Genomic DNA, 25,219 nt, shown 5'->3' with positions numbered 1-25,219 from the left:
GGGAGACGCGGAGGGGCCGGGGCGGCACCCCGCGGTCGGCCCCGCGAGACGCGGAACCGGAAGTCTGAGGAGGACGCGGGCGTAGAAGGAGGACGTGGACGGAGCAGGGGCCGCGCGAGGGGCGGCCGGGCTCACGCACCGGGGCGAAGCGTCACGGCGGGCAGGCGGCGGCGCCGGGCGGCATGGGCTCGCGCACGCTTCTCTCCCGCAAGATCTGGAACTTCGCCGGGGGCGCCATCGGCCCCGACACGACGACAGCGGGGCAGCGGCAGGCCGTCCTCGCCACCGGCAACTCTACCCTAACGTTAGAGTAGAGATCGGCGGCGCCGGTCCGGGCCGAGGCCGCCGACGTGGAGAAGGGGTTCGGAGGGGCAACGGCGTGGACGGCAAGCACATGCAGATCGGCGAGGTCGCCGCACGAACCGAGCTGTCCCTGCGCACCATCCGCCACTACGAGGAGACCGGCCTGGTCACTCCTTCCGCCCGCTCCCAGGGCGGCTTCCGCCTCTACACCGAGAACGACGTCGCCCGCCTCATGGTCGTCCGCCGCATGAAGCCGCTCGGCTTCACCCTGGACCAGATGCGCGACCTGCTCGACGCCACCGACCGCCTCGACGCGGACGACCGGTCAGGGGGGCACGACCACCCGGACGCCCACAGCCGGCCCGGGGCGCACGACCGGCTGCCCGACGCACACGGCCGGCTCGGCGCCGAGGAACGCCAGGCCCTCCTGGAGCGTGTGCGCACCTACCAGCAGGCCGCCGCCGAACAGGTGGAGCAGCTCCGCGTCCAACTCGCCCGCGCCGAGGACTTCGAAGGCACCTTGCGTGCCCGCCTGGAGCGGTGACGCTAGCCGCCGGGGCGGGTGGTGGACCGGTAGGAGTTCCAGTCGGCGCGGCCGCCGGCGCCCAGGACGGCGACGTCGGCTGCCAGTTCCCCGCGCGCGTGGGTTCTCAGTTCGCGTCGGGCGGTGTGGGCGACGAGGGTGGGGAAGAGGGGCCGCAGCGGCTGGCACCAGCGCAGCCAGGGGGGTGCGTAGATGTGGTGGGCGCGGTGGGCGATGCCCTGGGTGAGCCAGTCGGCGACCTGGGCGGGGGAGTGGACGCGCCGTGCGAAGCGGGGCTGGTTGCGGCGCAGGGCCTTGAGCACGGGGTGGTCGTCGATGCCGGCGACCATGTCGGTGCCGGTCCAGTGGAGGTAGGCGATGCCGACGGTGACCCCGTCGGGTGCGACCTCGCCGCGCAGCGCCTGGGCGAAGGATTCGGCGCCGGCTTTTGAGGCGCAGTAGGCGCTCATCATGGGGGCGGAGCCGAAGGCGGCGGTGGAGGCGATCTGGAGGAAGTAGCCTCGGGTGCGGGCCAGTTGCGGCAGGAAGGCTCTGGCGGTGTTGGCGGATCCGGTGAGGTTGACGTCGATGACGCGCTGCCACAGGTCGGCCGGGGTGTGGGTGAAGGGGCCGCCGGCGGCGATGCCCGCGTTGGCCACGGCCACGCTCGCCGGGCCCAGTTCCTCCTCGACCTGGCGGGCGGCACTCTCCAGCGCCTGACGGTCGGTGACGTCGGCCTCGATGCAGACGCTCCGGTTCGGCAGCAGGGCGGCCGCCCGGCAGAGGGTCTCCTGCTCCCGTCCGAGCAGTGCGACGAGCATGCCGGCGTCGGACAGGCGCCGCGCCAGGCCTTCACCGACTCCGCGTGCGGCGCCGGTGACGACCGCGACCCGTCCGCTCAGCGGCGTGCCGGGGGCGGAGCGGCGTGCGCCGGTTCTGTGGATGTCGCGCATGTCCGTCCTCACTGCTCACCGGCCGCCGAAGACGCCCTGGGTCCGTTATGTCCGAAAATAAGGTTATGTCCGGGCTGTCTGATCCGCTTCGGCGGGGGAGTGGCCGGAATGCCGCAGGTGAACGCGAGGGGCTCGCGGACCCGGCACCTCACGACGGGACGAGGCCGCGCCCGCCCGAGCGCGCCCCCCGGCCCGCGCCTACATCGAGGAGTTCGTGCCGCACATCCTCGACGGCTCCGTCCGCCCCGGCCACGTCTTCGAGCGGACGCTCGGCCTGGAGGACACCGCCGACGGCTACCGGGCCGTGAACGACCGCGAGGCGCTGAAGGTCCTCATCCGGCCCCGACCCGGCCCCCGCCCCTCCTGCGACCAGCACGCCGTCGAGCAGCGGAGCGGCCGGGCGGACACGCAGGGCCGGCGCTGTGCCCACCCACGACGCCAAGGCATCGTGTCGTGCCGTGGAGTCGTCGGGGCGTGGCCGGTCAGTGGCACCCGCGGGTGTTGAGCCGGGCGGCCTGGCGCGTCAGGTGGTCGCGTTCGGCGAGGTTGGGCGCCTTCCGGGCGGCCTCGGCGTACAGTCGTGCCGCCGTCACCAGGTCGCCGTCGCGCTCGTGGAGGTAGGCGGCCGCCGCGGTGTGGCGGGGCAGCGAGGGGTCCAGCGCTGCGAGCGCCGCCAGCCCGGCACGCGCTCCGTCGGCCTCGCCGACGGCGACCGCCCGGTTGAGCCGGACGACCGGGCTGTCGGTCAGGCCCGCGAGTTCGTCGTACCACTCGACGATCTGGACCCAGTCGGTCTCCTCGGCGGTGGGGGCGTCGGCGTGGAGTGCCGCGATGGCGGCCTGGGCCTGGAACTCGCCGAGCCGGTCCCGGGCGAGGGCCGCCTGCAGGATCGCGATGCCCTCGGCGATCGACTCCGTGTCCCACCGGCCGCGGTCCTGCTCGGCGAGCGGTACCAGGCTGCCGTCGGGCGCGGTACGGGCCGCTCGCCGGGCGTGGTGGAGCAGCATGAGCGCGAGCAGCCCCGCCACTTCGGGGTGGTCGATCACGGCCGCCAGCTGCCGGGTGAGACGGATGGCCTCGGCGGCGAGGTCGACGTCACCCGAGTAGCCCTCGTTGAAGACCAGGTAGAGGACGCGCAGCACGGTGGCGACGTCGCCGGGCCGGTCGAACCGAACGTTGGAGACGGTGCGCTTGGCCCGGCTGATGCGCTGCGCCATGGTCGCCTCGGGCACCAGGTAGGCCTGGGCGATCTGGCGGGTGGTCAGCCCACCGACGGCGCGCAGCGTCAGCGCGACCGCGGACGACGGCGTCAGCGACGGGTGGGCGCACAGGAAGTAGAGCTGGAGCGTGTCGTCCACCGTGGTCGCGGGCCCGGGCGCCGGCTCCTGGTCGACGAGGTCCTCACGCCGGCGGCGGGCGGCCTCCGCCCGGGTCGCGTCGAGGAAGCGGCGCCAGGCGACGGTGACCAGCCAGCCCTTCGCATCCCGCGGGGGGTCGGCCGGCCAGACGCGGATCGCTTCGACGAGCGCGTCCTGCACGGCGTCCTCGGCCGCCGCGAAGTCGGCTCCGCGGCGGACGAGGACGGCGAGCACGCTGGGCGTGAGGCTCCTCAGCAGGGCCTCGTTCACTGGTGGGGGCACTCCGTGATGGTGGGCGGCGCGGCGAGGAAGGGGCGCAGCTCGAGCCATTCGTGGATCGGCTTGCCGCCCGCCCCCGGTGCGGCCGACAGCTCCCCGGCCAGCTCGACGGCCCGCTCGTAGCTGTCGACGTCGATCACCATCCAGCCGGCGATGAGGTCCTTGGTCTCGGCGAACGGACCGTCGGTGACCGGCGGGCGCCCCTCACCGTCGTAGCGGACGAACGTCCCCTCGGGGGCGAGCGCCTGGCCGTCGACGAACTCGCCGGTCTTCTCGAGCCGCGCCGCGAAGTCGTTCATGTACCGCATGTGCGCCGAGATCTCCTGCGGCGTCCACTGGTCCATCGGCACGTCGTTGACCGCCGCCGGAGCGCCGCGGTAGTGCTTGAGCAGCAGGTACTTCGCCATCGTGCTTCTCCTCGGTGCTGGTGCGACCCATTGTGGCCGCCTTCACCCCGGGGACGGAGCCGGAAGCGGGTTCTCGACATCGCCGCCCGATTTTTTTTCCGGACGTCCGCGGAGAGGCGTGGTGAGCCCGTCCCGTGACGGCGGGCCCGCGGCGTGGCGCGGGGGCGGAACGGCACGGGTACCTCCGCGCCCCGGGCGCTGACGCGGGGCGCTGCGTCAGGCCGTAGCCGCAGCGGTGCTCCCCGCGCCAGCCGATCGGGTGTCCCGGACCTGCCGCGGGAGTGTTTCGCGGCGGCGGGGTACTCGCCGCGTGCCTGCCGGGCAAGGCATGGGGAGAACACGGCAGCACGCTGTCAGGAGGAGGGCGTTCCGTGGGTCCTGAGCCGTACCACCCTGCGCGGTCCCAGGGGTGCGCCCGTCACGCCGCGGATCTGACGTGAGGGGACCGCGTCGGCCCCGGGCCACGGGACCGGCCGACGGCCGCCGTCCCGGTGAGCGGCTCGCGGACGCGGCCGACGCCCGGCTGCCCGTCCACGACGGTGCGGGCCTGCTGCTGCGCAAGTCCTTTCCGGACCACTGGTCGTTCCTGCTGGGCGAGATCGCCCTGTACAGCCTGATCGTGCTGGTGCTGACCGGCGTGTGGCTGACGTTCTTCTTCAAGCCCGAGATGCGGGAACTGGTCTACGAGGGCTCCTACGGGCCCCTGCGCGGGACGCTCGTGTCGGGCGCCTTCGACTCGACCCTCCGCATCAGCTTCGACGTACGCGGCGGCCTGCTGATCCGGCAGACCCACCACTGGGCCGCCCTGGTCTTCGTCTCGGCGATCGGCCTGCACCTGATGCGGATCTTCTTCACCGGCGCCTTCCGCAGGCCGCGGGAGATGAACTGGGTCATCGGCGTCACGCTCTTCGCGCTCGCCCTGGCCGAGGGCTTCGCCGGCTACTCCCTGCCGGACGACCTGCTCTCCGGGACCGGCCTGCGGATCGCCCAGGGCATCATGCTGTCGATCCCGGTGCTGGGGACGTACGTGAGCATGTTCGTGTTCGGGTCCCAGTTTCCCGGCGAGGACATCGTGCCCCGGCTGTACGGCCTGCACATCCTGCTGCTGCCGGGCGCGCTGATCGCCCTGGTCACCGTGCACCTGATTCTGGTCTTCCATCTGAAGCACACCCAGTGGCGCGGCCCGGGCCGTACGAACGCCAACGTCGTCGGCAAGCCCCTGTACCCGCGGTTCATGGCCTCCTCGATCGGCCTGTCCTTCACCGTCTTCGGCCTGCTGGTGCTGCTCGCCGGGCTCGTGCAGATCAACCCGGTGTGGACGTACGGTCCCTACCGGCCGGACCAGGTCTCCACCGGCTCCCAGCCGGACTGGTACGTCGGTTTCCTGGAAGGAGCGCTGCGCCTCGTCCCACCCTGGGAGACGAACGTCGCCGGGCACACCCTCATGTGGAACGTGCTGCTGCCCGCCGTCGTCCTGCCCGCGCTGTTCTTCGCCGTTCTGTACGCCTACCCCTTCGCCGAGCAGCGGCGGACCGGGGAGGGGCGGCAGGAGCAGCACTTCTGCGACCGCCCCCGCGAACGGCCGGTGCGGACCGGGCTCGGCGCCGCGGGCGTCACCTTCTTCGGAGTGCTGCTGCTGGCCGGCGGAAACGACATCGTGGCCGTGACCTTCCGGATCTCGGTGAACGCCTTGACCTGGATCCTGCGGGTCTCCCTGATCGTGGCGCCCGTCGTCGCCTTCTTCGTCACCCGCGCGCTGTGCCGTGCCCTGCTGCACGCGGAACAGCAGCGGCTGATCGAGGGCGAGGAGACCGGCGAGGTACGGCAGACCCTCGCCGGGGGCTACGAGAGCGGCCACCGGCCGGTGACGTCGTTCCGGCCGGGCGCCCCGCGCGCACCGCTCAGTCCTCCTGACCGGCCCCCCGGCTCGCGTACTGGAACACCATCCCGGCCACACCACGAGCCAGAACGCCGAAGCCGATGAGGAACAGCCACAGCCCGAACACCACGCCGAGCGCCGCGAGGGCGAACCCGAGAGCGGTGACCACCGGCCAGGGGCTGTGCGCCGGGAAGAACTCCAGCGGTCCGGCGGAGTCCGCCACCTCGGCCTCTGTACGGTCCTGGGGGCGGGGGCCGCGGCGCACGTACTGGGTCGCGCAGAAGAACGACACCAGTGCCGCCATCCCGAACGCGACGATCAGCGCGGCCGTACCGGCGGGCTCGGCATCCGACCACACACCGTAGAGCGCGGCCGCGGCGCCGAAGAAGACGGCCACGCCGCCGAAGAGCAGTGCCTCGACCTTCACCGCTGCGCCTCCTTCTCCGGCCGCTGCACGACCTCCGGATGGTGCAGGTCGAACGCCGGGGACTCCGACCGCACCCGGGGCAGCGCCACGAAGTTGTGCCGCGGCGGCGGACAGGCGGTCGCCCACTCCAGGCCGCGTCCGTACCCCCAGGGGTCGTCCTCCTCGACCCGCCGCCCCTTGTGGGCCGTACGCCACACGTTGTAGAGGAACGGCAGCGTGGAGACGCCGAGCAGGAAGGCGCCCGCGGAGGAGAGGGTGTTGAGCAAGGTGAAACCGTCGGCGGGCAGGTAGTCGGCGTAGCGGCGTGGCATCCCCGCCTCGCCGAGCCAGTGCTGGACGAGGAACGTCAGCTGGAAGCCAGGGAAGAGCAGCCAGAAGTGCAGCTTGCCGAGGCGCTCGTCGAGCATCTTCCCGGTGAACTTGGGCCACCAGAAGTAGAACCCGGCGAACATGGCGAAGACCACGGTGCCGAACAGCACGTAGTGCAGGTGCGCCACGATGAAGTACGAGTCGGTGAGATGGAAGTCGAGCGGCGGCGACGCGATCAGCACCCCGCTCAGCCCGCCCAGCAGGAACGACACCAGGAAGCCGATCGACCACAGCATCGGGGTCTCGAACGACAGCGAACCCCGGTGCATCGTCCCGATCCACGCGAAGAACTTGATCCCGGTCGGCACCGCGATCAGGAACGACATGAGGGAGAAGAACGGAAGCAGCACCGCCCCCGTCGCGAACATGTGGTGCGCCCATACGACCGCGGAGAGCATGGTGATGCTGGTCGTGGCCCCGATCATCGGCAGATAGCCGAACAGCGGCTTGCGGGAGAACACCGGGAGGATCTCGGTGACGATGCCGAAGAACGGCAACGCGACGATGTACACCTCGGGATGCCCGAAGAACCAGAACAGGTGCTGCCAGAGCAGAGCGCCGCCGTTGTGTGCGTCGAAGACGTGCGAGCCGAACTTCCGGTCGCATTCCAGTGCCAGGAGCGCGGCCGTGAGCACCGGGAACGCGGGCAGCACCAGGATGGACGTGAACAGCACGTTCCACGTGAACATCGGCATCCGGAACATGGTCATGCCCGGGGCGCGCAGACACAGGATCGTCGCGATGAAGTTGACCGCGCCCAGTGTCGTCGACACACCGGTGACCACCAGCCCCATGACCCACAGGTCACCGCCCGCGCCGGGGGAGTAGTACGCGCTGTTGAGCGGCGCGTAGGCGAACCAGCCGAAGGCGGCGGAGCCCCCCGGGACGAGGAAGCCGGAGACCACCGTCAGGCCGCCGAAGAGGTACATCCAGTACGACAGAGCGTTGAGCCTGGGGAACGCCACGTCCGGGGCGCCGATCTGGAGGGGCATCACGGCGTTCGCGAACCCGGCGAACATCGGGGTCGCGAACAGCAGCATCATGATCGTGCCGTGGATGGTGACGAACTGGTTGTAGGTGTGCGCGTTCATGAACTGCAGCCCCGGACGGGCCAGTTCGGCGCGCATGCCCAGGGCCAGCAGCCCCGCGAGCAGGAAGAAGCAGAACGCCGTCACCATGTACAGCCGGCCGATCACCTTGTGGTCGGTGGTGGTGGACCAGGCCAGCAGCCTGCGTCCCAGCGGCGTCGGAGCGACGGGAGGCGCGGGCTCGTCGAGGCGCTCCGACAGTTCGCTCATGATCCTCCTCAGCCGCGCCGAGTGCGGGAAGCGCCTCGCGGGTGCCCCCGTCGGTGCCGGGGAAAACCGCCGGCTCCCGCCGGCGGACGCCGCCCACCAGGACGACGGAAGCCGGCACGACGGACAGGTGCGTTCACCGGCGACGCTACCGGTGATGCGGCGGATGCCGCGTCCGCCACGCCTCGCCGACCGACAGTCCGGCGCCGAGTGGCGGGCACGCGGCGCCGGCGCGACCTGCCCGGACACCGCCGCGATGACCGCCCGGCCCGCTCACGACGGGGCTCGGAGTCCGCGAAGCCACGAAGCACGCGTGAGGAGACGTCGATGGGTACCCCTGTACGAGGCGGACCGCCACGCGAAGCCGCCACACGCCTTCGGGCTTTCGAGAGAGGAGACGACGTGCCAGGCGAAGGGGACCGCAAGGGCGAGACCGCGCTCGGCGAGGTGTTCCGCGAGATCTCGGACGCCGAGGAACGCGACGCCGTCAGGAAGCCAGGGGAGCGCGGGCACGAGGGCGAGGCCGCGGACGCGATCACGCCCAACACCGGAGCCCAGCAGGAATCCGAGGGCGGCTGATACGAGGATGAAGGAGTCGGAGCGGTTTTCGTTTCTCACGAGGAGGCTGTGCCATGCCGGCGGGATCGAGCAAGAAGAGGGAACGTCAGTACGAGCACGTCAAGGAAAGTGCTCGGAGCCGCGGTGAGTCGCCGAAGCGGGCCGAGGAGATCGCGGCGCGGACGGTGAACAAGGAGCGGGCACGTTCCGGGGAAGCGCGGCAGAAGAGCAGCGTCTCCACGGGCGACAAGAAGTCCGCCTCCCAGCGAGGCGGTGAGCGTTCGCATTCGGGCGCACAGGGACCTACGCGCGATCAGCTGTATGCCGAGGCCCGGAAGAAGAACGTGCAGGGTCGTTCGTCCATGTCGAAGCAGCAGCTCAAGGAAGCGCTCGGCCGCTGACAGGCCGATCACGACGAGGTTCCGCCCGAGCGGTGGCTGCCCGGGTGGCTCGGTGCCGGGTCGGCCGGCGACCCGGGCACGATGCCTTCCGCCGGAGCGGGCCCGAAGGCGGCGCAAGGCTCATTGCTTCCCAGGGATCCGGCGCTCCAGGGATCCGGCGCTGGTCGCCGAATCCATCGGCCTGGTGTTTGCGGCCTACGGCCCAGGGGCAGTCGGGAGTTCGTGCTTCGGACTGGAGGCGCGCGCCCAGCGGGAACCCCCGGGTGCCGGCTCCCTCCAGTGATCCGGGCTCTCTCCGTTGCGGTGATCCGTGACAGGGCCCTTCGGCCCGTAGCGCCGTAGGTCCCGGCGCCGTCCGACCCGAGGAGACCACCCGATGCTGATGCCCCTGCCCACCACCCTGCGCCGGCTGGTCAAGGAATACGAGGCGCTCTCCGTCCGGGAGAGCCTCACCGGACCCGGCGCCCCGAGCACCCGCCTGCGGGACCTCGCCTACACCTTGTGCGTGTCCACCGGCACCCGCGAGGTCACCGACGCTCTGAAGGCCGCCCGCGCCTACCTCGACCGCACAGCGGCGGATTCGGCGGCCCCGTCGGCACAGGACGGGCTCGTCGCGGAACGGTCGGCGACCCGCTGCGCCCCACCCGTCGCCTGATCCCCTCTCAGTCCGTGGCGCAGTCCGTTCGGGCGCGGAGGGGCGCGGATCGGCAGCCGTCGCCGCCGATCCGCGCCGGGCCTCGCGTGGGACGTGTTCAGGCCTCCAACCGGACCTCGACCACGCCCTGTTCGATCCGCACCTCGAAGGCGGGCTGCGGCGCGGTCGCGGGGCCCTGCACGTTCCACCCGTCCGTGAGCCGGAAGACGCTGCCGTGCCAGGGGCAGCGTATGCAGCCGTCGGTGAGGTCTCCCTCCGAAAGGGGGCCGCCCAGGTGACTGCACCGGTCGGCCAGGACGTGCACCTGGTCCTCGTCCTCGCGCACGATCACCACGGGAACGTCGCCCACCTGGCGGCGTATCGGCTTCCCGACCGGAATGTCGGCCAGATCCGCGAGCCGGTGCCATCCGGACGCCACCGCCTGGGGCACGTATTCGGCATGGTTGGCGCCCGCCGCCTGCCGGTAGGCCAGGTGACCGCCGAGTGCGCCGCCGAGCCCCACGGCCGTGAGGCCGGCGAAGCCGAGGGCCTTGCCCGCACCCTCCCGGCCACGAAGGCGGGTGACGAGGGATGCGGTGAACAGGGAGACGGCCGCGTTGTTGGCCAGGGCATGGACCAAGCCGACGCGCTGCTGCCGGCTGTGAAGCTCGGCCCAGTCGACCCAGCCCGACACCGCGGCGGGAAGCGCGGCGGCGAGCCCGACCCCGATGAGTACACGTGATCCCCGGCGCGCCCCCGGCAGCAGATCGAGCACGCCCGCGGACAACCACGTACCCACGGGCACCTGCACCAGCAGCGGATGCACGGGGTGCCCGAGCCATCGCCCGTGCAACGCGTCGCGCCCCGCGCCCAGCGGCACCGACCGCACCGCCTTGCGCAGGGCGTCGATCACACGGTCGGCCCCACTCCACTGCTCCAGGCGATCGACCGCCTTCAGGACAGCTTCGGAACCTGGCTGCTTCATCCGGTCCTCCCGAGTCGTCTCGCGCCGAGCAGGAGACGAGTAGCCCTGCCCGTCCCCCGGGAAACTCCGGGAGGCCGCGCCCGAGACGGACGCTCGCTGCGGCTGCTGGATCACAGACCGTTTGGAGTGCCTCCCGAGGGCACTCGGAGACCACGGTCATACATCGGAGAGCACGGTCATGAGGTCGGCCGCCCGGACCTGCGGAGGCGGCCGACCTGCCGCGTCCGAACGGCCCGCGGAAATCCGCCGGAGCGCCGATCGTGGCCGGCGGGAGCCGCTCCCTGTACGCCGCGCGGGCCGCGTCGTCGCCCGCGAAGGGCGCTTCCGCCGGACTCGCCGAAGACCGCCCGGACTCACCGAAGGAGGAAACATGCGTCTGTCGTTTCTGCGGCAGCTTTTTGATCGCGACGGCCCCTGGGCAACCGTGTACTTCCACGCGGCGCACGAGGACGAGGCAGGTGCCAAGCGGCATGAGCTGTCCGTCGGGGAAGCCTGCCGGACGCTGGAAGAAGAGGGCGCCGACGCCGCGACCGTGCGGGCGGTGCGGGAGGCACTGCTGGCGGCCTCTCCCGCCGAAGACCCCGCGGGCCGCGTCTACTTCGCCACGGACGGCGAGGTGGTGCTGAGCCACGCCCTCGCGCGGCCGCCGGAACGGCCGATCTCCGTCTGGGCCCCCTTGCCGCGTCTGACACCGCTGCTGGAACTGTCCGGCCGGGACCCGCTGTGCCTCGTGGCGTACATCGACCGCACCGGTGCCGACTTCGAGCTGCGCTCCGAGGCCGTGTCCCACCACGCCGGCCAGGTCGCCGGGCGGCGGCATCCCGTGCACCGCACGGCGTCCGACCAGTTGAGCGAGCGGCACTTCCAGCTCAAGGTCGAGAACACCTGGCAGCACAACGCCGGTGCCGTCGCGGAAGCACTCGCCTCCGCCTACGAGGAGACCGGCGCCGATCTGGTGGTGCTGGTGGGCGACGCGCGGGAACGACGCGCCGTGCACGAAAAGCTCCCCGAGCCGGTCCGCGGTGCCGCGGTCGAGACCGCCCACGGCGGTCGCGCCCCTGGCTCGTCCTCCGCCGCGCTGGAGGAGGCCATCGCCGAGGCCCGGCAGCGGCACGTGCACCGGCGTGCCCAGGAGGCGCTCGACCGCTTCCGCACCGGCCGGAGCGGCGGCCAGTCGCCCGCGGGTGCCGTGGAAGGCGTGCCGGCCCTTATCGAAGCCGCCCGGGAGCACCGCATCGACACTCTGCTGATCCGACCCGACGGTCCGGCTCTGGCGAGTGAGACCTGGATCGGGGGCCGGCCGGACCAGTTGGCCGTGCGCCGTACCAACGCCAGGACCCTGGGCGAGAGCGATCCCTGGCCCGCACGCGCGGACGACGCGCTCCTGAGGTCCGCCGCCACCACCGGGGCCGAGGTCATGGTCGTCGCCTCCGACGAGGCGGACGACCACCACCTTCCGGCAGGGGGCCTCGGGGCCCTGCTGCGGTGGACCTACGAGCCGAGCGCGGTCTGACGAACAGCACGCACCCCCACAACGGGAGAAGTCCCATGAGCGAGCATCCGACACACAAGCATCCCCAGCCGGACTTCCCGGGCCAGGAGCAGGAGCATCCCGGCTGGACCGGCCCCATGGACCCTCCGCCCGACCACGGTGAGGAGACGTACCGGGGCAGCGGGCTGCTCGACGACCGCAAGGCGGTGGTGACCGGTGGCGACTCGGGCATCGGCCGCGCCGTGTGCCTCGCCTTCGCCCGCGAGGGCGCCGACGTCCTGTTCACGCACCTTCCGGAGGAGGGCGAGGACGCCCGGGCGACCGCGCGGCTCGTCGAGGAAGCCGGCCGCAAGGCGGTCGCCGTCCCCTGCGACATCCGCGACGAGGAACAGTGCAAACGGCTGATCGAACGCGCCGTCGCCGAGTTCGGGCGGATCGACGTCCTCGTCAACAACGCCGCCTACCAGATGTCGCAGCCCGACGGCATCCTGGCGATCACCACGGAACAGTTCGACCGGGTCCTCCGGACCAACCTCTACGGCATGTTCTGGCTGTGCAAGGAGGCCCTTCCGCACATCCCGGCCGGCGGATCGATCATCAACACCACGTCCGTGCAGGCCTACAAGCCGAGTCCTCATCTCCTCGACTACGCCACCACCAAGGGCGCGATCGTCACCTTCACCCAGGGGCTGGCCCAGATGGTGGCGTCCGACGGGGTCCGGGTCAACGCGGTGGCTCCCGGGCCCGTGTGGACTCCGCTGATCCCGGCGACGCTCCCGGACACCCGGGAGTTCGGCAAGCAGGCCCCCTTGGCCCGGCCCGCCCAGCCCGCCGAAATGGCACCCGCCTACGTCTTCCTCGCCTCGGAGCGGGCCAGTTTCATCACCGCGGAGATCCTGAACGCCACCGGCGGCACCCCGCTGCCCTGACCGCCCGCCCGGCCGGGGCAGCCCGCCGCGCACCGCCGCGCACCGTCAGGCACGGCGGCACGGCGGCGCGGCGGCACCGCGGCCCCGGGACGCGGCGGCGCGGCGTGTGTCGGGGGCCGCGCCGTCGCCGCCGGCCCGGGTCCGGACTTCGTGCCGCTCCGACTCCGTGCGCTCCGCGCGGCAGCCGCCCGCACCGCCGCGCCCTCGCCTTGGCAGCGCTCCAGGGCTGTGAAAGGCTCGCTCCATGGCATGTCTGTCTCCCGTCTGCACACCGATCTCGAACGAGTGAGCCCGGCTGCCTGCTGGGGAGTCCCTCGGACTCCAGGCTCCCGTTCGGGAGTGAGGACCGGCCATGACGACCACCGAGCGCGCTCTCGACCGCGACGAACCCACTGACCCCACCCTGTACCGCACTCCGGCGGACGCCGTTGCCGCGCCCGCGGAGAGCCTCGCCTATGTCGTCGGTTTCGACCCGACGGCACAGCGCCCGGACGCGCTGTTCACCGTCGGCACGGACCCCGAATCCCCTACGTACGGCCGTGTGATCTCCCACGCGGACCTGCCCGACCTGGGCAACGAACTGCACCACTTCGGCTGGAACGCCTGCTCGAGCGCGCTGGCCCACGCCGGCCACCATCACGCCGCCCGGCGCTACCTCATCGTCCCCGGACTGCGCTCCTCCCGGCTGCACGTCTTCGACACCGGCCCCGATCCCGCCCGCCCCCACCTGATCAAGGTGATCGAGGCGGAGGAGCTGGCCGCCAAGGCCGGGTACTCGCGCCCGCACACACTCCACTGCGGCCCGGACGGGATGTTCCTGTCCTGTCTGGGCGGCGCGGACGGCGCGGACGGCCCGGGCGGCGTGGCCCTGCTGGACCACGAGAGCTTCGAGGTCCTGCGGCCCTGGGAGAGCGACCACGGGCCGCAGCGGCTGGCCTACGACGTCTGGTGGCATCTGCGGCAGAACATCGCCGTCACCAGCGAGTGGGGGACGCCCTCGATGATCGAGGACGGACTGGTCCCCGAGCTGCTGCTGGGGCGCCAGTACGGCCACGCACTGCACTTCTGGGAGCTGGACTCCGGCCGGCACCTGCAGCGCGTAGATCTGGGGGACGAGAACCAGATGGTGCTGGAACTGCGCCCCGCGCACGACCCCGAGGCGACGTGGGGCTTCACGAACACCGTGGTCAGTGTCGAGGACCTGTCGGCCTCGGTGTGGCTGTGGAACCGGGAGGGCGAGGACTTCGTCGTCCGCAAGGTGATCACCGTCCCCGCCGAGCCCGCGCGGGCCGAGGACCTGCCCCCGGCGCTGCAGCCGTTCGGCGCCGTGCCTCCCTTGATCACCGACATCGATCTGACGGTGGACGACCAGTGGCTGTACGTGTCCGCGTGGGGGACCGGGGACCTGCTCCAGTACGACGTGAGCGACCCGTTCCATCCCCGGCAGACCGCCTCCGTGCGCCTCGGCGGCATCGTCAGCCGGCAGCCGCACCCCGCCGAGCCGGACGTCCCGCTGACCGGCGGAGCGCAGATGGTCGAGCTCAGCCGCGACGGCCGGCGCGTCTACCTGACGAACTCCTTGTACGCCGCCTGGGACGCGCAGTTCTATCCCGCGGGCATCGACCCGTGGATGGTCAAACTCGACGCCGACACCACGCACGGCGGCCTCCAGGTCGACAGTCGCTTCTTCCCGCACGGTCCGGACTTCCTCGGCCTGCGCGTGCACCAGACGCGCCTGCAGGGCGGCGACGCCTCCTCGGACTCGTACTGCTACCGCCGCTGACGCAGCCGGCTCGCCCGGGTGACCGCACACCGGTCCGCCACCCTCGCAGGGAGGGGACATGCTCTCCGTGCTCCCCGCAGCAGGAACGCACACTCCCGGGGCCGGGTGGCAGGCGCCCTCCACCCAGACGCTGGTGGCCGTGGCCCTGGTGGCCGCGGCCACGGCGGTGGGCGCCTGGCTGGCGCGGCGCGGATCCGGCCGCTCGGCGCTGCTGCCGGCCGCCGCGTCGGGGATCTTGCTGGTCACCGCGGTTTTCGATCTTCTGCCCGACGCGTGGGAGGAGGCACAAGAGGCGGGCGTGCCGCAGTGGGCGGTGCCTCTCACCGCGCTCCTCGCGTACGGGGCGATGGGTGCCGTCGTCCGGGCCGGCTGCCCGTGCGCACCGGGTCGCGCGGGCGGCATCGGTGCGGTGTCGGCGCTCGCCGCGCACCGCTTTCTGGAGGGGGCGACCCTTGCGCTGACCGCTTCGGCCGCGGTGGTGACGGCACTCCTGGTGCACGCGGCGGGTGAGGGGCTGGCGCTGGCCGCTCTGCTGGCGGTGCGACCGGGGCGGCGCGTCGCTCCCTGGATCGGACTGGCCTGCCTGAGCCCGGTCGCGGGAGCCCTCGTGACGGGCGCGCTGTCCATTCCGGACGCCCTCATGCCGCTGCTGCTCGCCTGCGCCGGGGGCGTCCTCGCGCAGGCGGCGTGGGTGGCGCTCCGACTCGCCCACCGGCTACGGCCCGTGGACCGCGGCCCCGCGTGGCGGCCCCGGCAGCCACGGCCGTGACTCTCGCGGCCGTCCTGGCCATCCGCCATTCCTGCCCGGCCGGCCGACCGATGCCGCGCGATGGTGCGAGTCGGGCCTGGGCTCGTCCTGGTCCTTCCAACGGCGGTGACAGCACTCCCTGTTGTGAAGACGCGGTGAACTATGTGAATGTAGTACGCACACTTCGTGACGGACCCGCGGCACGAGCATGGCTGCCGCGATCGGGGCGGACCCTTTGCCGGCCGACGCCCCGGTCCGCGCTGCCACCATGCCCTGGGGGGACACATGAGCAACCCGTACACGATGCCGCCGCAGTCGCCCCGGCCCGCTCCCAGATGGGCGCGGAAGCGTTACGTCCTGCCGGCGATGGGACTCGCCTTCTTCCTCGGGATCGGCGCGGGCGCCGGCGACCAGGGGAACGGGACCCACGCGAAAGCGGTGGCCGACAAGGTCCAGCCGACCGCGACGGTCACCGCGACATCCACGGCGACGGCGACGGCGACCGCGACACCCAGGCCCGCGCCGACGGTGACGGCCACGAAGACGGTCAAGGTGAAGGTCACCGTCACCGCGAGGGCCGCGGCCGCCGGCTCGGGAAGCAGCGGCGGGTCCTCGGGGAGCACCGGCCTCAGCACCGGCAGCGGCGGCTCCAGCTCCTCCGGAGGGTCCGGCGGCGCCGCGAGCGGCGCCACCGCGCGGTGCAACGACGGCACCTACTCCTACGCGGCCCACCACCAGGGCGCCTGCTCGCACCACGGAGGCGTGGCCGTCTTCTACCGGTAGGCCCGCCGTGTCAGAAGTCGGCGGTCATGGCTCGGTCCACAACCGCCCGGTGCGGCTGGACCGCTTGATCACCCGGTCCGCCTCCGCGGGCGCCCGCCAGACCTGGATCAGCAGGGCCTCGAGCGGGTCGCCGTCCTCACGCGGATCGCCGTCGTCCCGGTTGCGGGCGGACACCCGAATCCGGTAGCCGCCGGGGCCGGGCAGCACCAGCTGCTGCGTCAGGTCCTCCCCGTCCCCGGTCGTGCCGAAGTCCAGCGTCGGGGAACGCCAGCCGACGGACACTTCGGCGATGTCCTGCCAGGCCTCCGGACCGGTGAGCGGGGGAGGCCCTTCCCACAGCTGGGCGGTGACGTCGATGACGGCGACCTCCTGCCCGCAGACGATGCGAACCGCCTCCCCGGAGGGGTCGGCGGCGACCAGTCCGCCGACCCATTTTTCGGGCTGGTAGTCGGTGCACAGGTCGGCGCCCAGGAGGTCCACGGTGGCGGCGTCGATGTGGACCCGGCTGGACGTCTCGCGTACGAGGCCGGTCATGCGGTTGCTTCCTCTCGTCACACGGGTGCGTGCCCGGCCTCCATGATGGGAGGCCGGGCACGCCGGTGTCACGGACCGGGCGTGGTTCAGGATTCGACGCCGCAGCCGACGGGGCCGCGCAGCCGGTCCAGCTTCTGCGGGGTCAGCGTCGCCGGGACGTTGGTCACCTGGACGTAGAACGGGTCGTTCTCCAGAACGCGTTGCCCGTTCAGCGATGCCTTGCGGTAGCTGCCCTCACGGCTGTTGTCACGGCCGTTCAGGAACTCGCAGGAGTAGTCGGAGTTGCGACTGGCGCCCTCGTGGGACTGGGCGAAAGGGTACTCGTCGCAGGCCAGTCCCGGCCTTGGCGGGCGGGGCACGTCAGGACCGCAGGCGGTCCGCCGGTTGTCCGCTATCAGCGACTGGTCGAACGTGCGGTGCAGCGGATACCGGGTGCCCTTGACACCCCACGGATGGGCCAGGTTCTTCTGCGCCCACAGCACGTGCCAGCCCACGCTGTCCACACGCCAGTCGGTGACGTCGATCTGCCACAGGCCCGGGACGTCGGGGTAGACACAGCCGCCGGAGACGACGGGGGTGACGCGCGGGGTGCTGTCGCAGCGCGGGCGGAAGGTGTCGCCCAGGAACGCGCTGCCGTCGTCGAAGCCCGGTGCGGAGAAATCGCCGTAGGGCACGATGTTCTCGTTGACCAGGTCGCGGCCCGGCGACGACAGGGTGAAGTCGAACGTCTGGGTGACGTACGGGATCAGGATGCGGGTGGGTGCCGTCGACGCGGTGGCGTGTCCAGTCTGGTACTTGACCGTGGCGGACACCTCGGCGGCCGATGGTGTGGTCGGATCGGTGAGCTTCAGCTCGACCCGCTGCTTCCACTGGTAGCGGTCGCGGGTGTCGAGCTGCGCGGTCGCCTTGCTGTGCAGGACGGCGGACCCGGCGGGCTGGCCGTCGACCAGGAACTGCACCGGGATGCGGTAGTGGGAGCAGGACGATGTGCGGTCGTGGACGGACGTGCCCTCGGCGCAGTCGACGGCCTTGGCCCCCGGTGCTTCGACGGTTTTCGGCGTATCCGGTGTGCCGAGCACGATCCGCGTTCCGGACTGCTTGCCCGTGACGGGCTGGTGGCTGTCGGCGTGCGCCTGGCCGACGAAGCTGACGGGTATCAGCAGGGCCGCGCCGATCGCGGCCGGCAGGACCCGCCCCCGTAATGATCCTTTGCGCATGGCGGTGTTGCTTCCTCTCCTCAGTCGGGGTTGGACGCGAACCCCGCAAGCCGACCACCCGACCACCCACAGGTCAATCGCTTCTTGCTCAACTGGCTTGTATGGGTGCGTAGTTCACACACCTCCCACCTATCCGGAAGCCGGTCTTGCACTCCGGCGACGCGTCCTCGGCGCCGGAGCGCAGGGGGGCGCGGGTGGAGCGTTATGGTCTGGCTCAGGTGTGGGGGTTCGAGGAGTGCTTGGGGGGCGGAATGGCGGGTCTCGGACGGCGAGGGGTGCTCTCGCTCGGTGTGGCGGTGGTGCTCGCGGCATGCACGTCGACGACGAAAGGCGCGGACGGTGGCGGCGAGGTCCGCACGGAGGTGAAGCCGTTGGAGCGTCGGTTCCCCGCGCTCGGCCCGCTCTCCCGCGCGCACTGGCTCGGCACCGCGCTGGGCACGGATTCGAGGGGGTCCGTTCCGGGGCCCACTGACGTCCGGGTCGTGGGAACGGCCCGGCTGCGAGCGGGTGCCGTGGCCGCCCTCACGGCCGCACCGCACCGGAGTTTTCAGCCGGGGACGCCGAGCCGGGTTCCCGAGGAACTGGTCGGGTTCGTGCCCGCCGGCGCCAGGTGGGTGCGCAGCGATGCCTTCGACCGTGACATGACGGGCGGGAGGTACCCGGGTGCGTTTTTTCTCGATCCGGGCACGGACACGGTCTACTTCGACACGACCGATCCACGCGTGTCCGCCGGTTCCGGACCGTGATCGGGATGCGCGGCCTGTCCGCGGAGCCGCGGCGGAGGCGCCCGGAGCCGTGACGGGGCTCCCTGGGGGAGGGAAGGAGCGTATCGGGACAGGTGCGGGTATAGGTGTTCCCGTGAAGACGACCAGTGAGTATGAGCGGCCCGGCAGGCGCGGTGGGTGGACGGTGGGAGCGGCTGCCGCCGTCGCGGCGACCGCCGTGGCGGGGGCTCGGGCGGTCGACGCCGACAGCGGCTGGTACCGGGCGTTGGACAAGCCGGCGTGGCAGCCCCCGTCCTGGGCGTTCGGCGTCGTGTGGACGCCGCTGTACGCGACGATCGCCTGGTCCGCCGGGCGGGCGCTGAGCCGGGCCCGCGGCCGCGAACGAACGGCGCTGGCGGCCGGCCTGGCGGTCAATCTGGGGCTGAACGCCGCCTGGAACCATCTCTTCTTCGGCCGCCGCAGCCCGGGGGCGGGCCTGCTCGGCACCGTCGCGCTGGATCTGAGCAACGCTCAGCTCATGCGGCAGATGGCCCGCACCGACCGTCCGGCCGCCGCGGCACTGGCCCCGTACACCGCCTGGTGTCTGTTCGCCACGGCTCTGAACGGCTCGCTGGCCCGGCGCAATCGCGGTCCCGGCCACGGCCTGTCCCGCTGAGGGGCAGGCCGTGAAGGCGGCTGTCCGTCAGCGGTCCGGACCCGGCTCGGCGGCGCCGTCCGGCGCCGTTTCGGGTTTCCTGTAGAGGACGTCGCGGGCCTGTTCCGCGGCGCGGGTGATGCTCTCGGAAACGAAGTCGAGGAAGCGGGCGATGTTCTCGAGGCGGGTGGCGGCGGGGGTGTGGGGGCCGAGGACGGTGGTGCCCTGTCGTGCGGTCTCGGCGACGTGGGCGGTGCCGCGGGCGCTGGCCAACATGGACTGGTACATGATGTCGTCGTCGACGACGTAGCGTTCGCGGCGGCGGTCGTCGCGCTCCCGGCGGACGAGTCCCTGGCTCTCGAGGAACGCGATCGCCTTGGAGACGGACGCCGGACTCACCTGGAGGCGCTGGACGAGTTCGGACGCGGTGAGGCTGCCCGAGTCGCTGACGAGGAGGCAGGCCAGCACACGGGCCATCATCGTGGGCGTGCCCGAAGCCATGATGACCGTGGTGAGTGTCTCCTCGTACGCGCGTACGGCCTCGGCGTCGCGTCCGGGGGCCTGCGGGGGCGCCTGAGGCCCTCGGGGCGCGGCCTGTCTGCGCCGGTGGGCGCGGTGTTCGGTGGCGCGGTGGGCGAGGTCGGCTCGGTAGGCGGTGGGCCCGCCGTTGCGCATGACCTCACGCGTGATGGTCGAGGTCGGGCGGTCGAGGCGTCTGGCGATCTCCGCGTAGGCGAGTCCGTCGGCCAGTCCCAGCGCGATCTGCTGGCGTTCCTGCTGGGTGAGTCTGCCTCCCGGCATCGCGCTCTCCTTCGTGGTCCGTGGTAGCTCCAGCATAGCGTTCACCCGCAGTTCATTGCAACGTGCGGGATCGAGGTCGTTGCGTTAGGCGTCAGGATGTTGCAACGATTTAATGCACTTGAACTGCACTGATGTCTTTGATGTGCAATGAACTCGTTGCCATATCTATGAATGCAACGTAGCTTTTCCGTCGTCGGAAAGGGGTGGGCCCGATGGGGGCGCGCCCTGTGGATGAAGGAGAGCACGATGCAGAAGTTCGAGACCCCCGCCCCGATCGCCGCCGTCCTGGACATCCCCGCCGGACGCGTCCAGTTGATCGCCGCCGACCGCGCCGACACCGCCGTCGAAGTCCTGCCCGCCAACCCGTCCAAGAGCCGTGACGTCCAGACCGCGGAACAGACCACCGTCGCCTACGCCGAGGGCGTCCTGCGGATCCAGACCCCCGAGCCCGAGAACCACCTCTTCGGTTCTTCCGGAGCCGTGGAGGTCACCGTCCAACTGCCCGCCGGCTCCCGCGTCGAGGTCAAGGCCTCGGCCTCCGAACTGCGCGGCGTCGGCCGCCTCGGCGACGTCGCCGTCGACGGTGCGTACCGTCAGATCAAGATCGACGAGGCCGCCGGCGTCCGCCTCACCGCGGTCGACGGCGACGTCGAGGTCGGCCGGCTGGGCGGCCCCGCGGAGATCAGCACCGCACGGGGCGACATCCGGATCGGCGAGGCCGTGCGCGGCACGGTCGCGCTCAGCACCCAGTCCGGCGACATCTCGGTCGCCGCCGCCCACGGGGTCTCCGCATCCCTGGACGCCGGCACCGCCCACGGCCGTGTCAGCAACGCCCTCAAGAACGACGGCACGGCCGAACTCGACATCCGCGCCACCACCTCCCACGGCGACATCACCGCGCGCAGCCTGTGAACCCGCGGCCCCCGCGTACACAAGGAGAAGCATCCTCATGACCGACCTGGCCATCGCGGCGCACGGGCTGCGCAAGTCCTACGGCGACCACACCGTCCTCGACGGCGTCGACCTGGCCGTCCCGGAAGGAACCGTCTTCGCCCTGCTCGGCCCCAACGGCGCCGGCAAGACCACCGCCGTCAAGATCCTCTCCACCCTCGTCTCCCCCGACCCTGCCAGTGGCCGGATCCGCGTCGGCGGCCACGACCTCGCCGCCGACCCGCAGGCCGTGCGCGCCTCGATCGGCGTCACCGGACAGTTCTCCGCCGTCGACGGCCTGATCACCGGCGAGGAGAACATGCTCCTCATGGCGGACCTGCACCACCTCTCCCAGCGCGAGGGGCGGCGGGTCACCGCCGAGCTGCTGGAGCGCTTCGACCTCACCGAGGCCGCGAAGAAGCCCGCCTCCACCTACTCCGGCGGCATGAAGCGCCGCCTCGACATCGCCATGACCCTGGTCGGAGACCCGCGGATCATCTTCCTCGACGAGCCGACCACCGGCCTCGACCCGCGCTCCCGTCACACCATGTGGCAGATCATCCGCGAGCTCGTCGCCGACGGCGTCACCGTCTTCCTCACCACCCAGTACCTGGAGGAGGCCGACGAACTCGCCGACCGCATCGCCGTCCTCCACGACGGCCGGATCGCCGCCCAGGGCACCGCCGACGAGCTCAAGCGCCTCATCCCCGGCGGGCACGTCCGGCTTCGCTTCACCGACCCGGCCGCGTACCGGAGCGCCGCCTCCGCCCTGCGGGAGGCCTCGCGGGACGACGAATCCCTCGCGCTGCGGATTCCCGGCGACGGCAGCCAGCGCGACCTGCGCTCCCTCCTCGACCGGCTGGACTCGGCCGGCGTGGAGGCCGACGGGCTGACCGTGCACACCCCCGACCTCGACGACGTCTTCTTCGCCCTCACCGGTGGCGGCGGCGTCCCCCACCAGCCCAAGGAGAGCCTGCGATGAGCACCCCTCTCGCCGCCACCCGCCCGTCCCGGGTGTCCCTCGCCGTACGCGACTCGTCCACGATGCTGCGCCGCAATCTCCTGCACGCCCGGCGCTACCCGTCCCTGACCCTGAACCTGCTGCTCACCCCGGTCATGCTGCTACTGCTGTTCGTCTACATCTTCGGCGACGCGATGAGCGGCGGCGCGGGACGATCGGCCTACATCGCCTACATCGTGCCCGGCATCCTGCTGATGACCATCGGCTCCACCGTGATCGGCACCGCGGTGTCCGTCTCCACCGACATGAGCGAGGGCATCATCGCCCGCTTCCGCACCATGGCCATCCACCGCAGCTCCATCCTCATCGGGCACGTCATCGGCAGCGTCCTGACAGTCGGTCATGAGCGTGGTCCTCGTCGGCGCCGTCGGCGTGGCCATCGGCTTCCGCTCCACCGACGCCACCGTCCTGGAATGGCTCGCGGCGTCCGGACTGATCGTCCTGTTCGCCCTGGCGCTCACCTGGATCGCGGTCGGCATGGGGCTGGTCAGCCCGAACGCCGAGGCCGCCAGCAACAACGCCATGCCGTTGATCCTGCTGCCACTGCTCTCCAGCGCCTTCGTCCCGCTGCACTCCATGCCCGGCTGGTTCCAGCCCATCGCCCAGTACCAGCCCTTCACCCCCGCCATCGAGACCCTGCGCGGCCTGCTGCTCGGCACCGGGATCGGCGACAACGGATGGATCGCCGTCGCCTGGTGCCTGGGCCTCGCGGTGCTCGGCCACCTCTGGTCGACCTCGAAGTTCGACCACGACCCGAAGTAGCGCCCATGACCACGCGGGCCCGCTCCCGCAACCCGTCCCACCCGGGGCGGCGTACACCGGCACTCCGTCGGCGCACGCCGCCCCGTCCGTGTGCAAGGGGGCGCGCACGGAGGCCACGCCACCCTCGGGCCTGGTCACCCTCGCCCTGCTACGAGTGCGGCTGCCCGGGCGGGGTGTGTCAGGCGGTGGGGCTGCCCAGGTTCTGGGTCCCGAGAACGGTGAGGAGGGCGAGACGCTCGGCGTCATCCGTGCCCGGCTCGGCCGTGTAGACCATGATCCGCAGGTCGCTGCCCGACACGGTGAGGATGTCGCAGTCCAGCGTCACGGCCCCGACCCGGGGATGGTCGATGGTCTTCGGCGAGGCCTCGTGGCGGCCGGCAGCGCTCGTGTCCCAGAGCTCGGCGAACCGATCGCTGCCCGCACGCAGTTCGGCGATCAGCCGTTGCAACCGCTGGTCGGCGGGGTAGCGTTCGGCGGCCGCGCGCAGGTCTGCGACGAGCGCGGCCTCGTGATCGCGCTGTGCCTGCGGCGTGCGCCGGGCCCCGCTTCCCGGGCCGAGGAAATGGCGCCACACACCGTTGCGTTCGTTGCCGCGCCGACCGGACGGATCGCCCATCAGGGCCGCGTAGGGAGCGTTGGCCACGAGCAGGGTCCAGGAGGCGTCGAAGACGGCGACGGGCGTCTCCGTCAGCCGGTCCAGCAGCCGCTGGACGCTCGGGGTGATGTACGCCGGCACCGTCTCCGGGCCCGGCGGCGCGAGCCCGGCCAGCCGGAACAGGTGCGCACGCTCCTCCCGCGACAGCCGCAGCGCCCGGGCCAGCGCCTCGACGACCTGGCTCGAGGGGCTGGTGGCGCGGCCCTGCTCGAGCCGGGTGACGTAGTCGACGGAGATCCCGGCCAGCAGGGCCAGCTCCTCGCGGCGCAGCCCGGCCGCACGCCGCTGCCCGCCCGCTGGCAGACCTGCCGCCTCGGGAGGGACCCGGTCTCGCCAGCGGCGCACCGCCTTGCCGAACTCCGCTGTTGCCATGCGACCAGTGTGTCCCGCCCCCCGCCTGTCAGCCTGGTACCGCTGGTCCCAGGAAGACGGGACGCCTGGCTGTCCGGGTGTGCGGGACGGATCGTGAAGGCATGACGAACACACTCATCACCGGAGCGAACAAGGGTCTCGGCTACGAGACCGCCCGCCGCCTGATCGCCGCGGGTCACACCGTCTACATCGGCAGCAGGGACGCGGACCGGGGCCGCCAGGCGGCCGAACGACTCGGCGGGAGCGCGCGGGCCGTGCAGCTCGACGTCACCGACGACGCCTCCGTCGCGGCCGCGGTGAAGGTGATCGAGGCCGACGGCGGCCTCGATGTACTGATCAACAACGCCGGCATCGAAGGGCGCGGCCCGAACAACGAGGTGATCGGCGCGGCGGACGTCACCGCCGCCATGATGCGGGAGGTGTTCGAGACCAACGTCTTCGGCACGGTACGCGTCACCCACGCGTTCCTGCCGCTGCTGCGGCGATCCGCGTCGCCGGTCGTGGTCAACGTCAGCAGCGGCCTGGCCTCGCTCGCGCACATGGCCGACCCGGACCACCCGGCCGCCGCCTACCCAGGCGTCGCCTACCCGGCCTCGAAGACCGCGGTCAACATGATCACCATGCAGTACGCGAAGGCGTTCCCGGCCATGCGCGTCAACGCGGTGGAACCCGGCTTCACCAAGACGGACCTCAACGGCAATACCGGGATCCAGACGGTCGAGGAGGGCGCCGAGATCATCGTCCGCATGGCAGAGCCGGGCCCGGACGGCCCCAGTGGCGGGTACTTCGACGTGACGGGGCCGCTGCCTTGGTGAGCGGCGGAACCGTCGGTGTGATGCCACTGTGACGTGGCACTTGACGTGGCGTCACCGCAAGGCGATGCCCGGCTTCCTGAAGGCACGCGGTTCGTGCCGGACAGAGGCGCTGTCCAGGATGTTTCCGGGGCCCTGATCACACAGGGCAGAGCGCGACCCCTATTCGGCAGGCAGCGCTTCCCGCATCGCCTTCGCGGTGGCGACCGGGTCGTAGTCGTCGGGGACCCCCGGGACCAGGATGATGTCGCCGTCGATGTGCCGTGAGCGCAGCGGTGCGATCGCCTGGTAGGCGGGGGAGTCCCACCAGGCCCGTGCCTCGGCGATACCGGGGAAGGAGATCACCACGACGTGCCCGGGCCAACTGCCTTCCTTGACCTCGTGCGGTGTGGCGTGCACGAGGAAACGGCCGCCGTACGGCTCGAAGGTGGCGGGGATGCGCTCGATGTACTCGGCGATCTCCGGGTGCGGAGCGGCCTCCTGCAGATGCGCGATGGCGTAGGCGGGCATGGTGTCCTCTCGGCCGACGGGGCTGCGTATGCCTGCGATCATGGCAGGCGGCCGTGCCGCGGTCGATGACCTGACAGGTAAGCGCCCGCCCCAGAGGGCGAGTACGAGCCAAGAGCCTGCGTGGCCGTTTCGGCTCCTGG

26 protein-coding genes and 2 pseudogenes are annotated in these 25,219 nt (G+C 71.9%); 17 read left to right on the top strand and 11 right to left on the bottom strand.

Annotated features, from left to right (window positions below; all coding sequences use genetic code 11):
• Positions 1-379 precede the first annotated feature (379 nt).
• A complete protein-coding gene (locus tag ACIPM1_RS25445) occupies positions 380-847 on the top strand; it encodes a MerR family transcriptional regulator (protein ID WP_402438495.1) in 468 nt (155 codons plus the stop codon).
• 2 nt (positions 848-849) lie between these two features.
• On the opposite strand, the gene ACIPM1_RS25440 is transcribed toward ACIPM1_RS25445, so the two are convergent.
• Positions 850-1,779 carry an SDR family oxidoreductase gene (locus tag ACIPM1_RS25440; protein WP_402438493.1) on the bottom strand — a complete coding sequence of 310 codons (930 nt, stop codon included), beginning with the start codon at positions 1,777-1,779 and terminating at the stop codon, positions 850-852.
• Between the two features lie 187 nt (positions 1,780-1,966).
• Here ACIPM1_RS25440 and ACIPM1_RS25435 point away from each other — a divergent pair.
• Positions 1,967-2,122: pseudogene (locus ACIPM1_RS25435) on the top strand (IMP dehydrogenase); the annotation flags it as partial.
• Positions 2,123-2,261: 139 nt separating this feature from the next.
• On the opposite strand, the gene ACIPM1_RS25430 reads toward ACIPM1_RS25435, so the two are convergent.
• Together ACIPM1_RS25430 and ACIPM1_RS25425 are read right to left on the bottom strand one after the other, a co-directional pair.
• Positions 2,262-3,407 (bottom strand): RNA polymerase sigma factor, encoded by a 1,146-nt coding sequence (locus ACIPM1_RS25430; protein WP_402438705.1) that lies wholly within the window; start codon positions 3,405-3,407, stop codon positions 2,262-2,264.
• Entirely contained in the window at positions 3,404-3,823 is a 420-nt protein-coding gene (locus ACIPM1_RS25425; RefSeq protein ID WP_356183513.1) for a YciI family protein, read from the bottom strand. Before ACIPM1_RS25425 ends, ACIPM1_RS25430 begins: the two co-directional genes overlap by 4 nt.
• Before the next feature lie 436 nt (positions 3,824-4,259).
• On the opposite strand from ACIPM1_RS25425, the gene ACIPM1_RS25420 reads away from it, so the two are divergent.
• Positions 4,260-5,807 carry a cytochrome bc complex cytochrome b subunit gene (locus ACIPM1_RS25420; RefSeq protein WP_402438491.1) on the top strand — a complete coding sequence of 516 codons (1,548 nt, stop codon included), beginning with the start codon at positions 4,260-4,262 and terminating at the stop codon, positions 5,805-5,807.
• Here the strand turns inward: ACIPM1_RS25420 and ACIPM1_RS25415 are convergent.
• Together ACIPM1_RS25415 and ctaD are read right to left on the bottom strand one after the other, a co-directional pair.
• Positions 5,725-6,129 (bottom strand): cytochrome c oxidase subunit 4, encoded by a 405-nt coding sequence (locus ACIPM1_RS25415; RefSeq protein WP_402438489.1) that lies wholly within the window; start codon positions 6,127-6,129, stop codon positions 5,725-5,727. The genes ACIPM1_RS25420 and ACIPM1_RS25415 overlap by 83 nt on opposite strands.
• Positions 6,126-7,796: a cytochrome c oxidase subunit I gene (gene ctaD, locus ACIPM1_RS25410; protein WP_402438487.1), complete on the bottom strand. Its 1,671-nt coding sequence runs from the start codon at positions 7,794-7,796 to the stop codon at positions 6,126-6,128. Before ctaD ends, ACIPM1_RS25415 begins: the two co-directional genes overlap by 4 nt.
• A 399-nt stretch (positions 7,797-8,195) precedes the next feature.
• Between ctaD and ACIPM1_RS25405 the strand changes: the two genes are divergently transcribed.
• From ACIPM1_RS25405 to ACIPM1_RS25395, 3 genes are all read left to right on the top strand, one after another.
• Positions 8,196-8,372: a hypothetical protein gene (locus ACIPM1_RS25405; RefSeq protein WP_402438485.1), complete on the top strand. Its 177-nt coding sequence runs from the start codon at positions 8,196-8,198 to the stop codon at positions 8,370-8,372.
• 53 nt (positions 8,373-8,425) lie between these two features.
• Positions 8,426-8,752, top strand: a complete 327-nt coding sequence (locus ACIPM1_RS25400; RefSeq protein ID WP_356183524.1) for a plasmid stabilization protein — start codon at positions 8,426-8,428, stop codon at positions 8,750-8,752.
• A gap of 376 nt (positions 8,753-9,128) precedes the next feature.
• Positions 9,129-9,407 (top strand): DUF5133 domain-containing protein, encoded by a 279-nt coding sequence (locus ACIPM1_RS25395; RefSeq protein ID WP_402438483.1) that lies wholly within the window; start codon positions 9,129-9,131, stop codon positions 9,405-9,407.
• A gap of 97 nt (positions 9,408-9,504) precedes the next feature.
• Here ACIPM1_RS25395 and ACIPM1_RS25390 read toward each other — a convergent pair whose 3' ends face one another.
• Positions 9,505-10,371, bottom strand: a complete 867-nt coding sequence (locus tag ACIPM1_RS25390) for a Rieske 2Fe-2S domain-containing protein (protein ID WP_402438481.1) — start codon at positions 10,369-10,371, stop codon at positions 9,505-9,507.
• Positions 10,372-10,741: 370 nt separating this feature from the next.
• Here ACIPM1_RS25390 and ACIPM1_RS25385 point away from each other — a divergent pair, with 370 nt between their 5' ends.
• From ACIPM1_RS25385 to ACIPM1_RS25365, 5 genes are all read left to right on the top strand, one after another.
• Positions 10,742-11,884, top strand: coding sequence for a Vms1/Ankzf1 family peptidyl-tRNA hydrolase (locus ACIPM1_RS25385; protein ID WP_402438479.1), 1,143 nt, complete (start codon positions 10,742-10,744; stop codon positions 11,882-11,884).
• A 35-nt stretch (positions 11,885-11,919) separates the two neighbouring features.
• Positions 11,920-12,792: an SDR family oxidoreductase gene (locus ACIPM1_RS25380; RefSeq protein WP_402438477.1), complete on the top strand. Its 873-nt coding sequence runs from the start codon at positions 11,920-11,922 to the stop codon at positions 12,790-12,792.
• Between the two features lie 352 nt (positions 12,793-13,144).
• A complete protein-coding gene (locus tag ACIPM1_RS25375) occupies positions 13,145-14,575 on the top strand; it encodes a selenium-binding protein SBP56-related protein (RefSeq protein ID WP_402438474.1) in 1,431 nt (476 codons plus the stop codon).
• Positions 14,576-14,633: 58 nt separating this feature from the next.
• Positions 14,634-15,344 (top strand): hypothetical protein, encoded by a 711-nt coding sequence (locus ACIPM1_RS25370; protein ID WP_402438471.1) that lies wholly within the window; start codon positions 14,634-14,636, stop codon positions 15,342-15,344.
• A 264-nt stretch (positions 15,345-15,608) separates the two neighbouring features.
• Positions 15,609-16,106 (top strand): DUF3761 domain-containing protein, encoded by a 498-nt coding sequence (locus ACIPM1_RS25365; protein WP_402438468.1) that lies wholly within the window; start codon positions 15,609-15,611, stop codon positions 16,104-16,106.
• Positions 16,107-16,130: 24 nt separating this feature from the next.
• Here ACIPM1_RS25365 and ACIPM1_RS25360 read toward each other — a convergent pair whose 3' ends face one another.
• Together ACIPM1_RS25360 and ACIPM1_RS25355 are read right to left on the bottom strand one after the other, a co-directional pair.
• Positions 16,131-16,640, bottom strand: coding sequence for a hypothetical protein (locus ACIPM1_RS25360; protein WP_402438466.1), 510 nt, complete (start codon positions 16,638-16,640; stop codon positions 16,131-16,133).
• An 86-nt stretch (positions 16,641-16,726) separates the two neighbouring features.
• Entirely contained in the window at positions 16,727-17,857 is a 1,131-nt protein-coding gene (locus ACIPM1_RS25355) for a hypothetical protein (protein ID WP_402438463.1), read from the bottom strand.
• 512 nt (positions 17,858-18,369) lie between these two features.
• Here ACIPM1_RS25355 and ACIPM1_RS25350 point away from each other — a divergent pair.
• Together ACIPM1_RS25350 and ACIPM1_RS25345 are read left to right on the top strand one after the other, a co-directional pair.
• Positions 18,370-18,603, top strand: a complete 234-nt coding sequence (locus ACIPM1_RS25350; RefSeq protein WP_402438460.1) for a hypothetical protein — start codon at positions 18,370-18,372, stop codon at positions 18,601-18,603.
• A 112-nt stretch (positions 18,604-18,715) separates the two neighbouring features.
• Positions 18,716-19,237, top strand: a complete 522-nt coding sequence (locus tag ACIPM1_RS25345; protein ID WP_402438457.1) for a TspO/MBR family protein — start codon at positions 18,716-18,718, stop codon at positions 19,235-19,237.
• 27 nt (positions 19,238-19,264) lie between these two features.
• Here the strand turns inward: ACIPM1_RS25345 and ACIPM1_RS25340 are convergent, their stop codons facing one another.
• Entirely contained in the window at positions 19,265-20,017 is a 753-nt protein-coding gene (locus ACIPM1_RS25340) for a helix-turn-helix domain-containing protein (RefSeq protein WP_356183549.1), read from the bottom strand.
• Between the two features lie 246 nt (positions 20,018-20,263).
• On the opposite strand from ACIPM1_RS25340, the gene ACIPM1_RS25335 reads away from it, so the two are divergent.
• The 3 genes and pseudogenes from ACIPM1_RS25335 to ACIPM1_RS25325 all read left to right on the top strand — a co-directional run bounded on the left by ACIPM1_RS25335 (position 20,264) and on the right by ACIPM1_RS25325 (position 22,730).
• Positions 20,264-20,929, top strand: coding sequence for a DUF4097 family beta strand repeat-containing protein (locus tag ACIPM1_RS25335; protein ID WP_402438454.1), 666 nt, complete (start codon positions 20,264-20,266; stop codon positions 20,927-20,929).
• 37 nt (positions 20,930-20,966) lie between these two features.
• Positions 20,967-21,929 carry an ATP-binding cassette domain-containing protein gene (locus ACIPM1_RS25330; protein WP_402438451.1) on the top strand — a complete coding sequence of 321 codons (963 nt, stop codon included), beginning with the start codon at positions 20,967-20,969 and terminating at the stop codon, positions 21,927-21,929.
• Positions 21,926-22,730: pseudogene (locus ACIPM1_RS25325) on the top strand (ABC transporter permease). The gene ACIPM1_RS25330 and the pseudogene ACIPM1_RS25325 overlap by 4 nt, the downstream one beginning before the upstream one ends.
• Before the next feature lie 178 nt (positions 22,731-22,908).
• On the opposite strand, the gene ACIPM1_RS25320 reads toward ACIPM1_RS25325, so the two are convergent.
• Positions 22,909-23,757 carry a helix-turn-helix transcriptional regulator gene (locus tag ACIPM1_RS25320; RefSeq protein ID WP_402438448.1) on the bottom strand — a complete coding sequence of 283 codons (849 nt, stop codon included), beginning with the start codon at positions 23,755-23,757 and terminating at the stop codon, positions 22,909-22,911.
• A gap of 101 nt (positions 23,758-23,858) precedes the next feature.
• On the opposite strand from ACIPM1_RS25320, the gene ACIPM1_RS25315 reads away from it, so the two are divergent.
• Entirely contained in the window at positions 23,859-24,572 is a 714-nt protein-coding gene (locus tag ACIPM1_RS25315) for an SDR family NAD(P)-dependent oxidoreductase (RefSeq protein ID WP_402438445.1), read from the top strand.
• A 159-nt stretch (positions 24,573-24,731) separates the two neighbouring features.
• Here the strand turns inward: ACIPM1_RS25315 and ACIPM1_RS25310 are convergent, their stop codons facing one another.
• Positions 24,732-25,079: a DUF1330 domain-containing protein gene (locus ACIPM1_RS25310; RefSeq protein ID WP_402438703.1), complete on the bottom strand. Its 348-nt coding sequence runs from the start codon at positions 25,077-25,079 to the stop codon at positions 24,732-24,734.
• Between the last annotated feature and the right edge of the window lie 140 nt (positions 25,080-25,219).

The sequence above is a fragment of the Streptomyces sp. NPDC086766 genome, from assembly GCF_044746005.1.
GTDB lineage: Bacteria > Actinomycetota > Actinomycetes > Streptomycetales > Streptomycetaceae > Streptomyces.
This window is presented reverse-complemented; position numbering and strand designations above follow the sequence as displayed.

Bases quoted from the DNA above. Each gene is read 5' to 3' on its own strand.
- ACIPM1_RS25440 (WP_402438493.1), bottom strand. From the start codon at position 1,779: ATGCGCGACATCCACAGAACCGGCGCACGCCGCTCCGCCCCCGGCACG.
- ACIPM1_RS25425 (WP_356183513.1), bottom strand. From the start codon at position 3,823: ATGGCGAAGTACCTGCTGCTCAAGCACTACCGCGGCGCTCCGGCGGCG.
- ctaD (WP_402438487.1), bottom strand. From the start codon at position 7,796: ATGAGCGAACTGTCGGAGCGCCTCGACGAGCCCGCGCCTCCCGTCGCT.
- ACIPM1_RS25400 (WP_356183524.1), top strand. From the start codon at position 8,426: ATGCCGGCGGGATCGAGCAAGAAGAGGGAACGTCAGTACGAGCACGTC.
- ACIPM1_RS25395 (WP_402438483.1), top strand. From the start codon at position 9,129: ATGCTGATGCCCCTGCCCACCACCCTGCGCCGGCTGGTCAAGGAATAC.
- ACIPM1_RS25390 (WP_402438481.1), bottom strand. From the start codon at position 10,371: ATGAAGCAGCCAGGTTCCGAAGCTGTCCTGAAGGCGGTCGATCGCCTG.
- ACIPM1_RS25385 (WP_402438479.1), top strand. From the start codon at position 10,742: ATGCGTCTGTCGTTTCTGCGGCAGCTTTTTGATCGCGACGGCCCCTGG.
- ACIPM1_RS25380 (WP_402438477.1), top strand. From the start codon at position 11,920: ATGAGCGAGCATCCGACACACAAGCATCCCCAGCCGGACTTCCCGGGC.
- ACIPM1_RS25375 (WP_402438474.1), top strand. From the start codon at position 13,145: ATGACGACCACCGAGCGCGCTCTCGACCGCGACGAACCCACTGACCCC.
- ACIPM1_RS25370 (WP_402438471.1), top strand. From the start codon at position 14,634: ATGCTCTCCGTGCTCCCCGCAGCAGGAACGCACACTCCCGGGGCCGGG.
- ACIPM1_RS25365 (WP_402438468.1), top strand. From the start codon at position 15,609: ATGAGCAACCCGTACACGATGCCGCCGCAGTCGCCCCGGCCCGCTCCC.
- ACIPM1_RS25360 (WP_402438466.1), bottom strand. From the start codon at position 16,640: ATGACCGGCCTCGTACGCGAGACGTCCAGCCGGGTCCACATCGACGCC.
- ACIPM1_RS25355 (WP_402438463.1), bottom strand. From the start codon at position 17,857: ATGCGCAAAGGATCATTACGGGGGCGGGTCCTGCCGGCCGCGATCGGC.
- ACIPM1_RS25340 (WP_356183549.1), bottom strand. From the start codon at position 20,017: ATGCCGGGAGGCAGACTCACCCAGCAGGAACGCCAGCAGATCGCGCTG.
- ACIPM1_RS25335 (WP_402438454.1), top strand. From the start codon at position 20,264: ATGCAGAAGTTCGAGACCCCCGCCCCGATCGCCGCCGTCCTGGACATC.
- ACIPM1_RS25330 (WP_402438451.1), top strand. From the start codon at position 20,967: ATGACCGACCTGGCCATCGCGGCGCACGGGCTGCGCAAGTCCTACGGC.
- ACIPM1_RS25320 (WP_402438448.1), bottom strand. From the start codon at position 23,757: ATGGCAACAGCGGAGTTCGGCAAGGCGGTGCGCCGCTGGCGAGACCGG.
- ACIPM1_RS25315 (WP_402438445.1), top strand. From the start codon at position 23,859: ATGACGAACACACTCATCACCGGAGCGAACAAGGGTCTCGGCTACGAG.
- ACIPM1_RS25310 (WP_402438703.1), bottom strand. From the start codon at position 25,079: ATGCCCGCCTACGCCATCGCGCATCTGCAGGAGGCCGCTCCGCACCCG.